The organism is Acinetobacter schindleri (assembly GCF_010918895.1).
GTDB lineage: Bacteria > Pseudomonadota > Gammaproteobacteria > Pseudomonadales > Moraxellaceae > Acinetobacter > Acinetobacter schindleri.
On record NZ_CP044483.1, the window covers coordinates 1117240 to 1137151 of the forward strand.

18 protein-coding genes are annotated in these 19912 nt (G+C 42.3%); 12 read left to right on the forward strand and 6 right to left on the reverse strand.

Annotation, left to right across the window (positions count from 1 at the left end):
- The first annotated feature begins 328 nt into the window (after window positions 1-328).
- The 5 genes from FSC11_RS05450 (at window position 329) to rnhB (ending at window position 4310) form a co-directional block, all read left to right on the forward strand.
- Complete coding sequence (locus FSC11_RS05450; protein WP_004892544.1) at window positions 329-1651, forward strand: NCS2 family permease; 1323 nt, start codon at window positions 329-331, stop codon at window positions 1649-1651.
- A 77-nt stretch (window positions 1652-1728) separates the two neighbouring features.
- The gene (locus FSC11_RS05455; RefSeq protein WP_005222664.1) at window positions 1729-2730 is read left to right on the forward strand and encodes an adenosine deaminase; all 1002 of its coding nucleotides are present in this window, start codon (window positions 1729-1731) and stop codon (window positions 2728-2730) included.
- Between the two features lie 60 nt (window positions 2731-2790).
- Entirely contained in the window at window positions 2791-3138 is a 348-nt protein-coding gene (locus tag FSC11_RS05460; protein ID WP_008306691.1) for a hypothetical protein, read from the forward strand.
- A gap of 123 nt (window positions 3139-3261) precedes the next feature.
- Window positions 3262-3645, forward strand: a complete 384-nt coding sequence (locus FSC11_RS05465; protein ID WP_004892554.1) for a hypothetical protein — start codon at window positions 3262-3264, stop codon at window positions 3643-3645.
- A 71-nt stretch (window positions 3646-3716) separates the two neighbouring features.
- A complete protein-coding gene (gene rnhB / locus FSC11_RS05470; protein ID WP_163167720.1) occupies window positions 3717-4310 on the forward strand; it encodes a ribonuclease HII in 594 nt (197 codons plus the stop codon).
- Between the two features lie 108 nt (window positions 4311-4418).
- Here the strand turns inward: rnhB and csrA are convergent, their stop codons facing one another.
- The 3 genes from csrA to alaS all read right to left on the reverse strand — a co-directional run bounded on the left by csrA (window position 4419) and on the right by alaS (window position 8966).
- Window positions 4419-4673: a carbon storage regulator CsrA gene (gene csrA, locus FSC11_RS05475; protein ID WP_004892562.1), complete on the reverse strand. Its 255-nt coding sequence runs from the start codon at window positions 4671-4673 to the stop codon at window positions 4419-4421.
- Window positions 4674-4926: 253 nt separating this feature from the next.
- Entirely contained in the window at window positions 4927-6207 is a 1281-nt protein-coding gene (locus FSC11_RS05480; protein ID WP_048881035.1) for an aspartate kinase, read from the reverse strand.
- 65 nt (window positions 6208-6272) lie between these two features.
- The gene (gene alaS, locus FSC11_RS05485; RefSeq protein WP_171521702.1) at window positions 6273-8966 is read right to left on the reverse strand and encodes an alanine--tRNA ligase; all 2694 of its coding nucleotides are present in this window, start codon (window positions 8964-8966) and stop codon (window positions 6273-6275) included.
- Between the two features lie 379 nt (window positions 8967-9345).
- Here alaS and FSC11_RS05490 point away from each other — a divergent pair, with 379 nt between their 5' ends.
- The 7 genes from FSC11_RS05490 (at window position 9346) to FSC11_RS05520 (ending at window position 16174) form a co-directional block, all read left to right on the forward strand.
- Window positions 9346-10047: an IS1 family transposase gene (locus FSC11_RS05490; RefSeq protein WP_004282341.1), complete on the forward strand. Its 702-nt coding sequence runs from the start codon at window positions 9346-9348 to the stop codon at window positions 10045-10047.
- 123 nt (window positions 10048-10170) lie between these two features.
- Window positions 10171-11196 (forward strand): type I glyceraldehyde-3-phosphate dehydrogenase, encoded by a 1026-nt coding sequence (locus FSC11_RS05495; RefSeq protein ID WP_163165625.1) that lies wholly within the window; start codon window positions 10171-10173, stop codon window positions 11194-11196.
- Between the two features lie 176 nt (window positions 11197-11372).
- A complete protein-coding gene (locus tag FSC11_RS05500) occupies window positions 11373-11669 on the forward strand; it encodes a hypothetical protein (RefSeq protein ID WP_004892573.1) in 297 nt (98 codons plus the stop codon).
- Window positions 11670-12258: 589 nt separating this feature from the next.
- Complete coding sequence (locus FSC11_RS05505) at window positions 12259-13425, forward strand: ATP phosphoribosyltransferase regulatory subunit (protein WP_004892575.1); 1167 nt, start codon at window positions 12259-12261, stop codon at window positions 13423-13425.
- A 71-nt stretch (window positions 13426-13496) separates the two neighbouring features.
- A complete protein-coding gene (locus FSC11_RS05510) occupies window positions 13497-14816 on the forward strand; it encodes an adenylosuccinate synthase (RefSeq protein ID WP_004892578.1) in 1320 nt (439 codons plus the stop codon).
- A 165-nt stretch (window positions 14817-14981) separates the two neighbouring features.
- Window positions 14982-15290, forward strand: a complete 309-nt coding sequence (locus FSC11_RS05515) for a hypothetical protein (protein WP_163165627.1) — start codon at window positions 14982-14984, stop codon at window positions 15288-15290.
- Between the two features lie 113 nt (window positions 15291-15403).
- The gene (locus FSC11_RS05520; RefSeq protein ID WP_163165629.1) at window positions 15404-16174 is read left to right on the forward strand and encodes a M48 family metallopeptidase; all 771 of its coding nucleotides are present in this window, start codon (window positions 15404-15406) and stop codon (window positions 16172-16174) included.
- 123 nt (window positions 16175-16297) lie between these two features.
- On the opposite strand, the gene slyD is transcribed toward FSC11_RS05520, so the two are convergent.
- From slyD to FSC11_RS05535, 3 genes are all read right to left on the reverse strand, one after another.
- Entirely contained in the window at window positions 16298-16780 is a 483-nt protein-coding gene (gene slyD / locus FSC11_RS05525; protein WP_004815419.1) for a peptidylprolyl isomerase, read from the reverse strand.
- A 138-nt stretch (window positions 16781-16918) separates the two neighbouring features.
- Complete coding sequence (locus FSC11_RS05530) at window positions 16919-18205, reverse strand: NAD(P)/FAD-dependent oxidoreductase (protein WP_004815420.1); 1287 nt, start codon at window positions 18203-18205, stop codon at window positions 16919-16921.
- Window positions 18206-18437: 232 nt separating this feature from the next.
- Window positions 18438-19742, reverse strand: coding sequence for a D-alanyl-D-alanine carboxypeptidase family protein (locus FSC11_RS05535; protein WP_163165631.1), 1305 nt, complete (start codon window positions 19740-19742; stop codon window positions 18438-18440).
- Between the last annotated feature and the right edge of the window lie 170 nt (window positions 19743-19912).

Sequence of the window (19912 nt, forward strand, 5' to 3'; positions counted from 1 at the left end):
AATAGAGAATTAAAGTTAAATTTTAGAAACAATAAAAAATCAATGTGTTATAATTCTGAAAACAAAATATTGGATCAGATTTGAGTTATTGTAACCAATTGATTCAATTCATTTATTAATGAGCTGCATAAGGTTATGCAGCTTTTTTGTTTAGTTTTTTTGTGCTTAGTGCATAGTTACTGTTTTGCTGTGCTTTAAGATTACTTGACCCGTCGAATAGCGATGCTGGCATATTCGTTGCTAACTCATCCATAAAATCCTTTACCTAATAAGTAGAAGGATTTTATGGAATGCTCAGGCATAAAGTTTACTCAATAGGGGCTAGGTCATGACGACTCCTAATCCATCTTCCGAAAACATGCTGGAACGTCTGTTCAAACTGAGTGAAAACAAAACCAGTTTCCGTACAGAAGTTCTTGCAGGTGTAACGACATTCTTAACGATGTGTTACATCATTATTGTCAATCCAATGATTTTATCCGAAACAGGGATGGATCATGGGGCTGTCTTCGTTGCAACCTGTCTTGCAGCCGCAATTGGCTGTCTGGTGATGGGTCTTGTAGCAAACTATCCAATTGCGCTTGCACCTGGCATGGGCTTGAACGCTTTCTTTACCTATTCTGTATGTCTGGGAATGGGTGTGCCATGGCAAACTGCATTGGGCGCCGTTTTTGTGTCAGGTCTGGTATTTATTGCCATCAGTATGTTCAAAATACGTGAGGCAATCGTCAATGCTATTCCAATGTCCTTAAAACTGGCGATTGGTGGTGGTATTGGTTTGTTCCTTGCGCTTATTGCGCTGAAAAATGCAGGAATTATTGTCGATAACCCAGCAACTTTAGTTGGTCTAGGCGACCTTAAACAGCCATCGGTATTGCTTGCATTGCTTGGTTTCTTAATGGTTGTGGTGATGCATCATTTTAAAGTTCGTGGTGCAATTATCATCAGTATTTTAGTACTGACGGGCATTTCGGCTGCCATGGGCCTGAGCGAATTTAAAGGTGTGGTCGGTGCTGTACCTTCAATTGCGCCAACTTTTATGCAAATGGACTTTGAGGGTTTGTTTACTGCAAGCTTGATCGGTGTCATCTTCGTATTCTTCTTGGTCGATTTATTCGACTCAACAGGTACTCTTGTTGGTGTTTCTCACCGCGCAGGTTTATTAAAAGATGGTAAATTACCTCGCTTGAAAAAAGCACTATTTGCTGACTCATCTGCAATTGTGGCAGGTGCAGCATTAGGTACGTCTTCAACTACACCATATATTGAGTCTTCAGCAGGTGTAGCTGCAGGTGGTCGTACAGGCTTAACCGCAGTGATTGTCGGTTTCTTGTTTATTGCCTGCTTATTCTTGGCACCTCTTGCTCAATCTGTACCAAGCTTTGCAACAGCACCAGCCCTTTTGTTTGTGGGTGTGTTGATGATTCAAGGCATCGTACATATTGATTGGGACGATATCACAGAAGCTGTTCCAGCATTCTTGACTATCGTGTTCATGCCATTCACGTATTCAATTGCTGATGGTATCGCGATGGGTTTTATCAGCTATGCTTTGATTAAATTACTCACAGGTAAGGCTTCAACTGTACCGTATATGGTGTGGATTGTTGCTGTGCTTTGGGCATTGAAATTCGCGCTATTCGGTGGCTGATTTTTGTCAAATTCAGAAAGGGTGTAAACTCAGTTTGCGCCCTTTTTTATTTTTCTCAGGTTTAATCAGGAGTAGTGATGAACCGTCTTGAATTAATACAGGCGATGCCAAAAGCAGAGCTGCACGTGCATATTGAAGGTACTTTTGAACCTGAGTTAATGTTTGCAATTGCACAACGTAATGAGATTGCCATTCCTTACCAGTCGGTTGAGGAAGTTAGGCAGGCCTATAATTTCCATAATCTGCAATCCTTTTTAGATATTTATTATGCTGGTGCCAATGTTCTGATTCATGAACAGGATTTTTACGATCTGGCCTGGGCATATTTTGAAAAATGTGCCGAAGACAATGTTGTACATACCGAAATGTTCTTCGATCCACAAACCCATACCGATCGTGGAATTGCTTTCGAAACGGTACTGAATGGTCTGCAACGTGCGTGTGATGATGCCGCAGAAAAACTCGGTATTACTTCACATCTGATCATGTGTTTTTTGCGTCATCTCAGTGAAGCAGCAGCATTTGAAACTCTAGAACAGGCTTTGCCATATAAAGATCAAATTATTGGGGTGGGGCTGGATTCAAGTGAAGTTGGACATCCGCCCTCTAAATTTGAACATGTCTTTGCTAAAGCGCGTGAAGCAGGTTTCCTGATTGTGGCACATGCGGGTGAAGAAGGTCCGGCAGAATATGTCTGGGAAGCTTTAGATCTGTTGAAAGTGAACCGTATTGATCATGGTGTACGTTCTGAGGAAGATCCGGCATTGATGCAGCGTTTGATTGCAGAAAAGATGCCGCTGACAGTATGCCCACTGTCAAACTTAAAGCTTTGTGTGGTAGATGATATGCAGCAACATAATATTCGTCGCCTGTTACAGCAGGGCGTGCATGTCACTGTGAATTCGGATGATCCATCTTATTTTGGTGGTTATATGAATGACAATTTCATTGCTATTGCTGAAGCTTTGGATCTAAGCAATGATGAGTTAAAACAGTTAGCGATCAATTCTTTTGAAGCCTCATTTATCAGTGAAGCAGACAAGGCCAACTGGATTAGCAAGATCAAAGTATTGGTCTAAGTAAACTGTACATAAGAGGTGGAGTTCGCTCCGCCTTTTTTCTGTTGAATGAGTAAATTCATGAAAAAATATATTATCGCGATATCTGTGGCTGTTTTGGCTTTCTGGACACATAGTCATGCCGATATAAGTCTGACTCAAAAAGCTTTAAAGCCAGTGATTGTCTATCAATGTGGGCAAGAACTCAAAGACTCCAAAGTCTGGAAAGTTTCGACCTATCTGATGCAGGACACTAATAAAGCCAAACTGGAACACAATGTCTGTGATTGTGTGGGTGAACATGCTTTAAAAGATGTACCGGCATCAACTTTGCTTAAAGCAACAGTAAATGAAGAAGCGAAAAACCAGTTGGCACGTCAAGCCGTAGCGAATAGTCTGAAAGGCTGTGTACAGGAATTAGTGAAATAGGTCAGGGTTTTCAATGGGCGTCGTTTAATTGCACAACTGACTCCATGGGCTGAAATAGTGATTTATTCACGCTTTAATTTTCGGCAAAATAGTGCATCTTTAATTTACAACATAGGATTTACAGTGAAAAAATTAGCAGCTGTACTTGCACCCATGGCTTTTGTTTTAACTGCTTGTGTTACCACTGATGGTACAACAGGTTCAACTGCTGCAACTACAGCGAACGGCTTGGCAATGGCCGCAGTAAAAGTGGGTGTGCAGGCTAAATGCGTCACTGAAATCAATAATAATACTTACTGGAAAACAGCATCTAAATTGATGACTGAAACTCAGCAGACTGAATTACAAAACGAAGTATGTTCATGTGTAGCTGAGAAAGCGACTACCAGCGTAACAGCAGCTGACCTGGTTATTGCTGCAATGGACAAAACTTCTCAAGCAACCTTGGTGACTAAAGTGGTAAGTAGCACATTGAATGCCTGTGTTGTAGAAACTTTGAAAAACTAAGCAAGATTTGCTTAAATGAGCGGCCACTTTGGCCGCTTTTATATTTGGGCTGAATAATTGAAGGAAATATGATGCGAATTGCAGGTGTAGATGAGGTAGGGCGTGGTCCATTGGTGGGTTCAGTGGTGGCGGCTGCAGTTATTCTTGATCCGAATAATCCGATTGAAGGCCTGAATGACTCGAAAAAACTCACTGAAAAGAAACGTGAGAAGTTATTTATTGAAATTCAGGAAAAAGCATTGGCTTGGGCAATTGCCGAAGCATCTGCAGCAGAAATTGATGAACATAATATTTTGCAGGCTTCATTGCTGGCGATGCGTCGTGCGGTAGAAGCACTTGATATTCAACCAGATCATGTACTGGTTGATGGCAACAAGATTCCTCGAGGTTTGGCGATGAGTTGTGATGCTGTCATTGGTGGGGATGCACTGCATGCCGAGATTTCAGCAGCAAGTATTCTGGCTAAGGTAACTCGTGATCATCAGATGGTTGAAATGGATCATAAATTCCCACACTTTGGTTTTGCCAAGCACAAAGGTTATCCAACCAAAGCACATTTTGAAGCAATTGCCTTGCATGGGGTAATTGAAGAGCATCGACGCAGTTTTGGTCCTGTGCGTAAAGCCATTGCAGCTATGCAGGAACAGAGTGAACTGGAGCTCTAAGACATTTATAGAATATTTTATAAATACATAGAATGTCTAAGTGAACTGCGGTAAAAGTGTAGAAAAAATAAAAGCGGCCTAGAGCCGCTTTATTATTTTTCGCAGAAATTAACGATTAAAGTTATTCTGAGAAGAGGTATCATCTTCAAATGAAGGCTGATAGTCCTGGTCAATATGTTGAAGATGCTCATGCATTGCACGTTCATGCTGAATACGCTGGTAAATTTCTTCACGGTGGACAGAAACTTCCTTTGGCGCATTCACCCCAATACGTACCTGGTTGCCCTTTACGCCAAGCACAGTCACGCTGACTTGGTCTCCAATCATCAAAGTTTCTCCGACACGGCGAGTCAGAATCAGCATGTTTATCTCCTTGCAAAACGCTAAACGTGCATTCAATTTAGAATGTATGTTGAAACACAACTTGAAATCACAAGAGAAAATCGAACAGATCACCACGCACCATCTTGGTTGGGATTATCATCTATTTAAATTTTCTATAAATCCTCGCCCTTAATATAACAGAGCCACTATAAAAAAAACTATAGTGGCTCTGATTTTTTATGAAGTTTTGCAAAATAATGTCAGACAACGACAATAAATTACAAATCAATCATTAAGCACGTGCGCTTGATTCGCCAGACTCACGATCTAGACCAAATGCAGTGTGAAGTGAACGTACCGCAAGTTCTAGGTAGTTTTCTTCAATGATCACTGAAATTTTAATTTCAGAAGTCGAGATCATCAGAATGTTAATGCCTTCGTCTGCAAGAGCAGTAAACATTTTGCTTGCTACGCCTGCATGTGAACGCATACCTACACCCACGATTGACACTTTTACGATGTCATCACGAGTTGCTACTTCACGTGCACCAATCGCTTGCGCGGTTTCTTCAAGGATTTTTTTCGCTTTAGCCAGTTCGCCACGGTTGACTGTGAACGTGAAGTCGGTGGTGCCATCTTCTTCAACGTTTTGGATGATCATATCGACTTCGATATTGGCATCACCAATTGGTTTTAAAATTTTAGAGGCAATACCTGGTTCGTCTGGAACACCCAGAATAGTCAGTTTAGCTTCGTCACGGTTAAACGCGATACCAGAGATAATTGGCTGTTCCATGTTGTCTTCCAATTCAGTCGTAATAAGAGTGCCGACGTTGTTTTTAAAATCTTCGTCAAATGCGCCATCGTTGTCGTTATCAAAACTTGATAATACACGTAGCGGAACTTGGTATTTACCTGCAAATTCTACAGAACGAATTTGTAGGACTTTAGAGCCAAGTGACGCCATTTCAAGCATTTCTTCAAACGAAATACGATCTACTTTTTTTGCTTTAGGTGCAACACGCGGATCAGTTGTATAAACACCATCTACATCTGTGTAAATTTGGCATTCATCAGCTTTTAATGCAGCGGCAAGTGCAACACCAGAAGTATCTGAACCACCACGACCTAGAGTCGTTGTGTTGCCATTGGCATCAAAGCCCTGGAAACCTGCCACGACAATGACACGGCCAGCATCTAGGTTTTCAGTCAAAACATCGGTATCAATCGATTCAATACGAGCCTTGGTGAAAGCGCTGTCGGTTTTAATCCCAACCTGGCGACCAGTCAAAGATTTAGCTTCAACACCGATCGAGTTCAATGCCATTGCTAACATCGAAATCGTTACCTGTTCACCGGTAGAAACCATTTGGTCAAGTTCACGCGGGTCAGGGGTTTCGGTAATGGCTTTCGCTAAAGCAAGTAAGCGGTTGGTTTCACCACTCATCGCTGATACAACAACAACCACCTTGTGGCCGTGGTCATGCCAGCGCTTCACACGACGAGCAACATTTAAAATGCGCTCGGGAGTACCCATAGAGGTACCGCCATATTTTTGAACGATTAATGCCATAGTTGTTCCATTCAAACCATGACCCTGATGTTCCAATCAGGGTCAGTTACACAAAATGAAGTTTTTTATTTTGCTTCAAGCCAAGCTGCTAAGTCAGCCATCACTGATGCAAACTTCTCGTTTAGTGGCGCGCCACCTTGTGCCAAGTCAGGTTTACCACCACCTTTACCACCCAGCTCAGTCGCCAAGTGTTTGATGATGTCACCCGCTTTAATAGAAGCAGTGAAGTCTTTAGCTACAGATGCGATCAAGCTCACCTTGTCACCCTCTACACCTGCAAGCACAATCACTGCATTTTCTAATTTCGATTTCACACCGTCGTGCAAGTTACGAAGTGCTTTTGCATCCATGCCTTGAACGGTTGTGATCAGTGTTTGACGACCTGCAATGGTTTGAACTTGGCTTAACAGTTCACCCGCTTGTAGGCTTGCCAATTTTTGATTCAGTTGTTCGATTTGTTTTTGCAAACTTGATGCTGTATCAACAATCGCTTCAACTTTCTCTAAAGTTTGATCTTTTTGTGCTTTAAGTAAAGCATTAATCGTGTTGATGTCACGATCCGCTTTTTGAGCCACTTCAATGGCTTTGGTACCTGTTACTGCTTCGATACGACGGACACCGGCTGCCACACCACCTTCAGAGGTGATTTTGAACAGGCCAATGTCACCTGTACGTTTTACATGAATACCACCACATAGTTCGATTGAGAAGTTTTTCTCTTCAATCACTGAACCCATAGACAGTACGCGTACTTCGTCACCGTATTTCTCACCGAATAACATCATCGCGCCTTTGGCTTTCGCAGATTCGATATCCAGAAGTTCAGTCGTTACTTCAGTGTTTGCGATGATTTCAGTATTTACAAGACGTTCAATTTCTTGAAGTTGTTCAAATGTCACAGGTTGGTCGTTGGCAAAGTCGAAACGTAATACGTCAGACGCAACCAATGAGCCTTTTTGCTGTACGTGTGAACCTAAAATTTGACGAAGTGCAGCATGTAGAAGATGCGTTGCAGAGTGGTTACGAGCTGTTGCTGCGCGAATGTCTGCTTTTACTGTTGCTTCTACATTTTGAGTAACTTTTAAGTTACCCATGGTCACAATACCTTGGTGAACGAACGCACCACCAGATTTTTTCGTATCTTGAACTTCGAAAATACCGGTATCGTTTTTGAAAATACCTGTATCACCGATTTGACCACCGCTTTCTGCATAGAAAGGGGTTTGGTTCAGAACGATTAACGCTTCGTCGCCTTCAACCACTTCATCGACTTGCTCGCCATCTTTATAGATTGCGATGATTTGACCTTCACCCGCAGTTGCATCGTAGCCGTCAAATTGAGTTTCACCTTCAACTTTCACAACAGAGTTGTAGTCGATCGCGAATTTGCCGGCATCACGTGCACGTTGACGCTGAGCAGCCATTTCAGTTTCAAAGCCAGCTTCATCAATCGTTAAATCACGTTCACGTGCGATGTCCGCTGTAAGGTCAGTTGGGAAGCCATAGGTATCGTAAAGTTTGAATACAACTTCACCTGGAATCACGGAACCTTTCAGTTGAGCTAATTCACCTTCAAGCAATTTCAAACCTTGCTCTAAAGTTTTTGCAAATTGCTCTTCTTCTTTCAGAAGTTGCGCTTCGATACGTGCTTGGTTCGCTGCAAGTTCAGGATAAGCAGCACCCATCACTTCAATCAAAGGCTTCAACATTTTGTGGAAGAATGAACCTGTCGCACCCAATTTGTTACCGTGACGAACTGCACGGCGGATGATACGACGTAGGACATAACCACGACCTTCATTCGACGGATTTACGCCATCAGCGATCAAGAATGAACATGAACGTGCATGGTCAGCCACAACTTTAAGTGAAGCAGGGTATTCAACTGGCTTGCCTTCGGCTTGTGCTTTCGCTTCAAGTTCAGCAGTATCTAAACCAATGATTTCCGCAGCTGCTTTTAATAAGTGCTGGAATAGGTCGATTTCGTAGTTTGAGTTCACATGTTGTAGAATTGCAGAAATACGCTCTAAGCCCATGCCTGTATCCACAGAAGGCGCTGGAAGAGGGTGGAGTACGCCATCTGCAGTACGGTTGAACTGCATGAATACGTTGTTCCAGATCTCGATGAAACGGTCTCCATCTTCTTCAGGTGTGCCCGGTAAACCGCCCCAGATGTGATCGCCATGGTCATAGAAAATTTCAGAACATGGACCACAAGGACCTGTATCGCCCATTGCCCAGAAGTTATCTGATGCGTATTGACCGCCTTTGTTGTCACCAATACGGATAATGCGAGATGCATCCAGACCGATTTCTTTGTTCCAGATGTCAAAAGCTTCGTCATCGGTGTGGTAAACCGTGGCATAAAGTTTGTCTTTAGGAAGACCTAACCATTGCTCAGAAGTTAAGAAATCCCAAGCAAATTTAATTGCATCACGTTTAAAGTAGTCACCAAACGAGAAGTTACCCAACATTTCAAAGAATGTGTGGTGACGCGCTGTGTAGCCAACGTTATCTAAGTCGTTGTGCTTACCGCCTGCGCGTACGCATTTTTGTGAAGATGTTGCACGCACATAATCGCGTTTTTCTAGACCTAAGAAGCAGTCTTTAAACTGGTTCATACCAGCATTGGTAAACAATAATGTTGGGTCATTGGCAGGAACCAGAGAACTCGACGCGACACGTGTATGCCCTTGCGATTCAAAGTAGCTTAAAAAAGCTTCGCGAATTTCAGCTGATGTCATAAAACGAGTACTCACAACCAAGTCACTCCATAATTTCTGATTGGGCAAAAGCAGTGCAGTCTGACAAGAAGGTTGGTTCTTTGCTGCAATGCGGGGCTTAAATTTTTAAAAACGCCAAATTATAACGGAAAATGCCTGTTCGACCAATGATTTTCATATTTATAGATCATAAAACTATAAGGAATGAATATTGGAAAAATCAGAAAAATGCCCTGCAAAATCAAAAGCTATTGTCATTACAGCAATTTATTTCAAATCTCGGTAACAGAAACTTCGGATTGCCTTCATTAAAGCATGAATTTTTCGATGAAATATTGGACATTCTGTGTAATTTTGGTGGTGTTTCAAAAAGTATGCTGAAAAAAAGCAGGTTGGATTTTGATAAAATAGAGAAATGCGAATAACTCTAGAAATCAAGTGTCCAGCCTGCCTAAGTGACAGTATAAAGAAAAATGGCACAAAAGTAGATGGTAAGCAAAATTACCAATGTAAAATATGCAGACGTCAATTTATTGGTGATCATGCTCTCAGTTATCAAGGCTGTCACTCAGGTATCAAAACCAAAATATTACACCTCATGGTGCGAGGCAGTGGTGTCAGGGATATAGCAGAAATTGAAAGAGTAAGTATCGGTAAAGTTCTACGGACACTTAGCCAATCAAAATATCAACTTCGAGCACAGCAAAGTCATTATGAAACCCTTGAAGTAGATGAGTTTTGGACTTTTGTTGGTCATAAGCAAAATAAACAATGGCTAATTTATGCCTATCATCGAGAAACAGGTGAAATTGTTGCTTATGTATGGGGTAACCGAGATTTAGCCACTGCAAAACGACTTAAATTAAAATTGAAGCAGTTAGGTGTAAGCTATACATGTATATCAAGTGACCATTGGGATAGCTTTGTTACGACCTTTAAAGAATGCAAACAGTTGATTGGTAAATTTTTCACTGTGGGTATAGAAGGCAATAATTGTCGATTACGGCATCGAATCAGGCGAGGCTTTAGGAGAAGCTGCAACTTCTCCAAAAAGCTTGAAAATCATTTCAAAGCCTTTGATTTAGTGTTCTTTTATATCAATAATGGATTCGTTTAATGCCAGCATACTTTTTGAAACACCACCGTAATTTTTAGTGGATTTAGCTGAATAGTTATCAGTCAGCTGGATAATTCCATTAATATAGGTGCACAAAGTTTTATGCCGCAGTAGGGAACGTCGATGCAACGTATCGCAATTAATGGTTTTGGACGAATCGGACGCAATGTGTTACGTGCATGGTTTGAAAATCCGAAAGATTTTAATTTTGACATCGTTGCCATTAATGACATTGCCGATGTGGAAACTTTACTGCATCTGTTCAAATACGACACCACTCATGGCCGCTTTCCAGGGCAGGTCGACCTCAGCTATGAACAGGAACGTGTTTATCTGCATGTGTCTTATCAGGATGCCAGTTTAAAAGTCGAAGTCCTGCGTCAAGCCAGCCCAGCTCAGATGCCATGGCAGAAGCTGAATGTTGATGTGGTACTGGAATGTACCGGTCTGTTCCGTTCCCGTGAAGCAGCGACCCAGCATATTACTGCCGGTGCCAAACGTGTGATCATTGGTGCAGCGCCGTTTGACAGTGTAGATGCTGCGATTGTTTATGGGGTGAACCATCGTGATGTGAAAAACAGTGACCAGATCATTTCCAGCGTATCTTGTACCACGCAGGCATTAGTGCCGCTGGTTAAAATCATAGATGATGCTTTCGGTATTGATACCGCGCTAATGACTGAAATTCATGCGGTCACTGCGGATCAATCAGTCCTAGACCATGCACATCGTGACTTACGTCGTGCCCGAGCTTCAGGGCAAAATATTATTCCGACGACGTCATCTGCTTTAGGCGCACTCAAGCAGGTCATGCCGAAAATGGAAAACCGGATTGATGGTTATTCGATTCGTGTACCGACCATTAATGTGGCAGCGATTGATTTAACTTTTGTGACTCAAGCCAATATTAGCGATCATCAGCTGAATGACGTCCTAATCAAAGCAGCAGCTCAGGACTATACTGAAATTATGTCGATTACGGATGAACCTTTGGTCTCTTCCGATTTTAATCATTCACCGTATTCATTGATTGTGGATATGACCCAGACCATAGTCGTAGGCAAGCAGGCCAAAGTATTTGCCTGGTATGACAATGAATGGGGTTATGCCAACCGGTTACTAGATTTATGTCATTCCTTTAATGCATAAAGCGCTCTAATCTATGGCTTAAGTAAATTTTATTCTCAAGTATATTGATGTATAAAGAAAATTAATCTACTTTGCCAGTCGATATCTGGTGCTGGCATTCCGATAAAATCGTTACAATATCGCTTGTTTTTTTGATTATGATAAAACTCAGGCGACCAACTAGAAGAGCAAAAGCAATGTTATTAATGTGGGGCTTTATTACACTCCTGACACTGGCGGTGATTTTCCTGATCTGGCTGCAGTTCAATCAGGTTGAAACTGGTCCTGAATTGGAGGGTGTTGCGGTCGAGCAAAAGGTCGCAAATCTGGAAGATAATCTAAAAAAGACCTTAGAGATTATGCAGGATCTGGCTAAAAAGATGCATGTACAGCAAGAAGTACTGGACCAGACCACGACCAAACTAAAACAGGTCGAATTACAAAATGCCGAGCTGGTGCATCTGCTGGCAAAAGTGGTTGAACCAAAACAATAATCTTCGAAAATGGTTTTCTGATTAAGCAGTCTAAAAGAGCAGGCTGCGCAAAACTCCTGCCGAAATTACCCTCATCATAATGGTAGACAGCATGCTGAAACCTGATGTATTACATATAGATGTAGGCTAAATTTAATCTAATAACGAACTGTATTTTTATAAGAAGTGCAGGGTACTGTCCTATTAACTTCAAATTTGCCTGAATAGTGCTGTTTTCTTAGGTATTCAAATCCGTGCAGTTTGTATTTATGCGGGATTTTTTTAAACATTTAAAAATTAATTTTTCTGAAGTATTTGCTGGTTATTTTGGAAAGTATAGAGTTCAAGATAAAACCTTAAAGTTTTTTTAAGGAATAAATTTTTTAAAATCATGTTGATAGTTTAGCTTTTGATATCTTTTTAATTGACTTGGCCCAAGTCTTCACCGCTGGATTTTCATTATCAATGTTAGTCATTTGATCAGTCAGAGAAAATTATAAAAATTGCGATGCACAGCCTAAATGATCGTGCTAGACTAGGAGAAATCGGGTGTGCTCCCGATTTTTTTATGCGGATTTGTTCCGCGCTGACAAGAATTTAGGTTTACAACATGCCCATTTCAGAGACATGGTTATTACCTGATGGTGTAGCTGATGTATTACCAGAACAAGCGCAAGTCATTGAGCATTTGCGTCGTAAATCACTGGATTTCCTCGCATCTCGAGGTTATCAGTTGGTGTACACGCCATTCATTGAATACATTGAATCTTTATCTTCTCTCTCAGAATCGAATCAGGATTTAGACTTAGCCACTTTTAAAGTGATCGACCAGCTTTCTGGTCGTTTGCTTGGTGTGCGTGCCGATATGACACCACAAGTGGCTCGTATCGATGCGCATGTACATCCAGTGGAAGGTGTAGCTCGTTACTGCTACGCAGGTACGGTTTTACATACCAAACCCCAGGGTTTTAACACCACGCGTGCACCGCTGCAGTTGGGTGCAGAATTATTCGGTTCAGACAGTATTGATGCCGATGTAGAAATGATTGACCTGATGGTGAGTCTGATTCAGGAATCTGGTCTGGCAGATGGTATTCACCTTGACTTGGGTCATGTCGGTCTGTTCCGTAGTCTTGTAGCTCAAGCGGGCTTAAGTAAGGCAGCTGAACGTCAATTGTCTGACCTATATCAGCGTAAAGCGTTGCCGGAATTGCAAGAGTTTACTGCGACACTGAACCAGGGCCATGATTTCTACGTATTGGGTCGCTATGCAAGTGATTTGAATGCATTACAAACACAATTGAGTACTGAAGTACTCGCAAATCCAGACTTTAAACAGGCACTGGATGCATTGATCAACACTCAACAGGAAATTCAGGCACGCTGGCCGAATCTGGAAATTGGTGTCGATGTGGTTGAATTGCGTTCTTACCATTACCACACTGGCCTGATGTATGCCGTGTATGCACCAAACCGTGCTGCACCACTGGCACAAGGTGGCCGTTATGACGGTATTGGTCAACACTTTGGTCGTGCCCGTCCTGCAACCGGTTTCTCTTGTGACTTGTATAGCTTAAGTGCAGGCAAATTTGAAACTGCACAGATTATTGTTGCACCTAAAGGTAATGATGCTGCTTTGCTTGATGCGATTCAGGCAACACGTGCACAAGGCTTAAGTGTAATTCAGTTATTAGGTAATGATGGTTTAAACTCGGTGCCGTATGCAACTCACCAGCTGGTGAATGTTGACGGTGAGTGGACAGTCAAAACAATTTAATGGTCAGGCTCAGTATTCATGTCGCTGGGCCAGGCTTTTCAACTTTAACAGCATGATGTAATGAGGCTATTATGGGCAAGAATGTTGTGGTACTTGGTACCCAATGGGGCGACGAAGGTAAAGGTAAAATCGTCGACCTGCTCACAGATCAAGCGGCAGCAGTTGTACGTTATCAAGGCGGTCACAACGCAGGCCATACTCTTGTAGTTGGTGGTAAAAAGACAGTTCTTCACCTCATTCCATCAGGTATTTTACGTGAAAACGTACTGTGCTTAATTGGTAACGGTGTGGTTCTTTCACCTGAAGCGCTCATCAAAGAGATGGATATTCTTGAAAAAGAAGGCGTGCCTGTTAAAGAGCGTCTGCGTATTTCTCCAAACTGCCCTTTGATTCTTCCAAACCACATTGCGCTTGATCAAGCACGTGAAATCAAACGTGGTAATGCGAAAATTGGTACGACTGGTCGTGGTATTGGCCCAGCTTACGAAGATAAAGTGGCTCGTCGTGCAATCCGTGTTGCTGATCTGGTACGTGGTGGTGAACATCTTAAAGCACAGTTAACAGAGCTTCTTGAATACCATAACTTCCAGTTAACTCAATTCTACGGCGTAGAAGCAGTTAAGCTTGAAGAAGTACTTGCACTTTGCGACCAATGGCGTGAAGTGGTTGCGCCGCTTGTTATCGACGTAACAGGTGAGTTGCATAAATACCGTAAAAACGGTGATAACATCATGTTTGAAGGTGCGCAAGGTTCACTTCTTGACGTTGACCACGGTACATATCCGTACGTGACTTCTTCAAATACGACTGCGGGCGGCGTAAGCTCAGGTTCAGGTCTTGGTCCATTACACCTTGATTATGTATTGGGTATTACCAAAGCATACACAACACGTGTAGGTGCTGGTCCATTCCCAACTGAACTTGTGTACGATGCTGCAAATGATGTTGGCGATGCAATCGGCAAACACTTAGGTACTGTAGGTTCAGAATTTGGTGCGTCTACTGGCCGTCAACGTCGTTGTGGCTGGTTCGATGCTGAAATCCTGCGCCGTTCAGTAGAAGTAAACTCACTTTCTGGTATTTGCCTGACTAAACTTGACGTTCTTGACGGTTTAGAAGAAGTAAAAATCTGTGTAGGTTACGAAGCTGCTGATTCTGGCTGTGTAGGTTCTTCTGATGCACTTGCATTCGAAACTTTAAAACCGATCTACGAAACGATGCCAGGCTGGTCTGAGTCTACTTTCGGTGCCAAATCATTAGATCAATTGCCACAAGCTGCAATTAATTATGTGAAACGTCTTGAGCAATTGATTGAATGTCCAATCGACATCATTTCAACTGGTCCAGACCGTGAAGAGACAATTGTTCTTCGTCATCCGTTTGATGCTTAATCCCTTAAGCTGAAAATGAGAAAAACCCTGTGAATTTCACAGGGTTTTTTTATAACGTATCGATTAAGGAATACTGGCGCACGACTAAAGTTGCATCACAGAGTGATGTGTAATGCTGCTGTGCTTGTTAGAATAAATATTAAAGAAAATATAAGAGCTTGCAGGATGCAAAAAAATATCTCGGCAACCATGTTCTATTCGTTGCTGTTTGCCATGGGCGGGGCACCGACTATTGCCATGCTGATTATTCGTGCTCAAACCAGTAATCCTGAAATTATCTATAATGCGCTGGTGGGCTTAAGTGTCATTATTGCCTGCATATTGGTGCCAGTGATCCTGATCCAGAACGCTATCCTGTTTGCCAAGCGCAAAAGTGAAAGCCTGGAAATGAAGATCCAACCTTTGAGCCAGTTTTATCTGGTTTTAAATGTACTTTGTCTAATTTATTGGCTTGGCATACAATTCATCACCTGAAATATTACATAAATGCTAAAAAGATGAAGTAATTACACGTTTCAGGTATAGCGATGTTTCAATTATAATTTTTATCAAGTATTGTGCCTTGAAACTGGGGTGGAGAATCTATAATGAAAAATAAATTTTTGTTCAGCATGTGTGCGGCAACAGTCGTCACTTTATCAGGTTGTACCACTGTCGCTGATATAGCGGGCGCGGATACATCAACCTTAAACGCTGTAGCGACACAAGGCTTTAACAAGACCGTTCAGGAAGCACGTGCTGCCAATACACTGGATACGTCTTCTGCTACCTATAAGCGCGTTAACACTGTATTTAACAAATTGCGTCCTTATGCAGACCAGCTGAACCAGACAGGCACCCGATTTGACTGGCAGTTGGCTGTACTGAAGAGCGATCAGGTCAATGCTTATGTTGCCCCAGGTGGTAAGGTGGTGTTCTATACGGGTATCGTCAATAAATTGAACTTAACTGATGCTGAAATTGCAGCAATTATGGGTCATGAAATGGTGCATGCGCTAGAAGAGCATTCTAAACAGAAGATTGGTGCTCAGGCACTGACTGACTTGGCTTTGGGCATTGGCCTGAGTGCGGCAGGTGTAGGGCAGGGTGGTGCAGCAGCTGCACAGCTGGGCAGCCAGATTGGTATTGGTCTGCCATACTCACGTAACCTGGAAAGCCGTGCTGACCAAGGTGGCTTAATGTTGATGGCTCGTGCAGGTTATAACCCGAATGCTGCAATTACTCTTTGGGAAAAAATGAGTAAGCAAACCAGTAGTGGTGTCGCGTTCTTATCGACTCACCCATCAAGCAGTCAGCGTATTGCCGCAATGCGTCAAAATCTGCCAGCCGCAATGCAGATTTATAACCAACGTAAATAATCATTGCTTGAATTATAAAAAAGCAGGGCAGAGGCTCTGCTTTTTTATGCCTGAATAAAATATATAGGCAACAAAAAAAGGCAAAGTTTTCACTTTGCCTTTTGCACTTCAGATCAATCAATCTTAGTGGTGGTGACCGCCTGCACCGTGTACGTGACCATGGTCAAGTTCTTCTTGAGAAGCTTCACGGATTTCCACGATTTCAACGTCGAAAGTCAGGTCTTGGCCAGCAAGTGGGAAGTTCGCATCAACAACAATGTTTTCGCCTTCAACTGCTTTAACAGTTACGATTTGAACGCCGTCATCAGTTTGCGCCTGGAATTGCATACCAGGTTGGATGTTGTCCACACCCTGGAACATTTTCGCAGGAACTTCTTGTACTAGCTCTGGGTTGTATTCGCCATAGCCTTCAGCTGCTGGAACAGTTACAGTGAATTTGTCGCCTACAGTTTTACCAAGTAGTGCATTTTCAAGGCCAGGAATGATGTTGCCTGCACCATGCAAATATGCAAGTGGTTCACCTTGAGATTTATCGAGAGTTTCACCCTCTGCGTTAGTCAATGTGTAGTGGAAAGAAACCACGAGGTCATTTGCAACTGCAGTCATGATATTGATCCAATCAAATTTTTTAAGAGATACATCATAAAGTGAAATTGAGTTTTTGTAGACTAAAATTAGCAAAAAAAATGCAATTTCCCTATATAAATGCTGATTTTTTCATTGATGGGGGCGTATCTGTAAATTTCAATGCAATTTTATCTTCGGCGAGATTTTTCTTGTAACGAAGTCTTTTACTGTCATTACCCCAGCCTGAGTATAGCCCAAGATCGTGGCCTGATGCAGCCGATATAATGAAACATACATCGACTTGGCGACAAAGCCCTGTACATTGACCTGACCGAGTAATTCACCTACGGCTTTATTTTCACTTAAGGACACCAGAGAACCTTTATCCGAGAAGACAAACATCGGTAACTGTGTCTGACCATTCGCACGTAATCGTAAAGAATTGACAAGGAAACTGGCCTGCTGGCTGGCAACCTGTGCACGTGGTCCCAAGACGGGTTCATCAGCTCTAGGCTTGCAATGTGCACAATCCCCAAAGGCAAAAATATTCGGATCTGCGGTCGTCTGCAATGTCGCATAAACTTTAAGGCGATGAATATTGTCTCTTTCCAGTCCCTCAAGTTGCGTGAGTACCTCAGGCGCCTTGATTCCGGCTGCCCAGACTTTTACTTCTGCTTCCAAACTTGAACCATCTGCAAAATAAATATGCTCTTCATCGACTTTAGCCACACGATGTTGAGTTAGTACTTCAATACCTAGCTGTTTCAGCTGCTTCATCGTGTGCTCAGCAACTTTGGGAGACAGGGCAGGAAGAATACGATCTGCAGCTTCAATCAGGGTAATTTTGACCTTATTCGGATCGATCTTGTTTAGACCATATTTATGAAAATTATTCTTGGCAGAAACCAGTTCTGCTGCCAGTTCAACGCCTGTAGCACCTGCACCAATAATGGCAATTTTCAGTTCACGGCTATCTGCTTCATTCTGGGCATTTAAGTAAAGATGTAGCAGGTCTTGCTGGAAAATATCCGCCTGTTCGCGACTGTCGAGGAAATGACAGAACTGTTTGACACCTTTGGTATTAAAGTCATTTGAAGTGGAGCCTAAAGCAAGCACCAAGGTGTCATAGTCAATATTTCTATTCTTGGTAGGTTGGACTTTTTTAGAAAAGTATTCGGTTTCAACCAAAATCTGTTTGGTTTCACGGTCAATATTTTTAAACGTGCCCAGAACAAATTCATAATGATTTGCTGCGGCATGGGCAAAATAATTGGTTTCTTCTTCATGCGGATTGAGTGTTCCCGCTGCAATTTCGTGAAGAAGAGGTTTCCAGATATGGGTCAGCTTCTGGTCGATCAGGGTAATCTGGGCCTTACCATTTCTGCCTAAGCTTTGTCCTAACTGGGTAGCCAGTTCCAGACCACCTGCACCACCACCTACAATCACAATTTTATGGGCTGTCATACCTTATTAACCTATTTATTTTTTTAATGAAATAGAAAGAAAACATACTATGACTGGCTTAAAATAAGGTCTTGATAAGAATTGTTATACAGCTTACAAATTGTAGCAATTCAAGGATATAAATTAATAATGTCTTTTATGGAGGTTGTTATTGGTAAAATTAAAAATAAATGTAGGCAATAAAAAAGGACGGCTAATTAATATAATTACCATCCTTTGTCTGTCTCAGATTTTATTTGCCAATCGGATACAATATAACGTCTGCGTTCGTATTTGAGAATAGGCCAAATAACCATTGCAGGAACTTTTCAAAGAAATTCGCTTCTTCAATATCGACCTGATCTTCAATCAGGATGGTATGAATCAACTGATTATTCTGATAGACGTTTACCGTTGCCAATTGCATGACTTTTGCCAGTGGCGCGGTCAGTTGGGTCTCATTCACTTCAATGTTTAAGTGGGTCTGAGTTTCGCGTAATGGCTCAATGCTTTGTAGAGTACCATTCCCTGTATCTAACATCACGCGTTGAGTACTTTGATCAAACTGGTTCAGGTCAATGCTATAGCTCTGATCATAGAGTGAAGTAGTAATTAATTCAGGTTTTTTGGTCGCTACCTTAAACATTTTCAGGGTAGATTGAACCACAGGCAGTTCAGCCAGCACTTGCTTGTCCTTAAGTGCTACCTCATTGCGGGTATAGGTATAGGCCAGATTCATTAGCTTATGAGCGACTTCCGCACGTTTTACCGCACTTTTGCTCCCCATCACCACGACGATTAAACGACGGTTAGATAGACTCATGTCCATGCTTGGACGGATCGCGGTGGCAGCTAGGTTATAACCCGCGGCACGGGTAAAACCAGTTTTCAAGCCGTCTACTGTTGGGTCTATTTTTAGCAATAGATTGGTGGCACGGTGGAAACGCTGGTTATAACTGAAGCTCTGTTGCTTGGAATAGAACAGATAGTTTGGCGTTTCATTGACCAAAGCCTGAGACAGTTTGGCCAGGTCGGCTGCCGTGGAATAGTGCTCAGGCATGGTGATACCAGCCGGATTCTGGAAGTTGGTATGCTGCATGCCCAGTGCTTTGGCTTCCTGATTCATACGCTCCACAAATTTGGGTACGCTTCCAGAAATTTTTTCCGCCAACGTCACTGCGGCATCATTGGCAGACATTACAATTAAGCCTGCTAATAACTGATCTACTGAAATCTGATCACCTTCTTTTAGGTACATCTGGGATTCATCCCACATCACCATATTGACTACAGATGTCGCAGTTATTACTTCATTTTTATCTAATTTTCCGGCCTGAATTTCCTTGAGCGTGATATAAGCTACCATCATTTTGGTCAGGGAAGCCGGAGCACGTTGCAGGTCTTCATTATGTGAAGCAATAGTCTGACCGGTCTGGCTGTCCAGAATAGTCCAGGCTTCTGCCTCAACACTTTCAGGATTAATATTCAGCAGGGCAGCATGCGAGATTGCGGACATAAAAAAGCACAATGTCGCAATCAGTGAGGCGATAAATTTCAAGGGGGTTCCTTATTCGACCAGTCCGTTGGCGAGCAAAAAAATTTTAGGCATGCTAAGCCTTTTTTTTTGTCATGGCTAGTACTCATTGTAGACATTTAAGACACTTCCGCAATGTATTGGAAAAAAATGTTAAGCTTAGACTTAACACATTCTAATTTCTTTTGAATCGC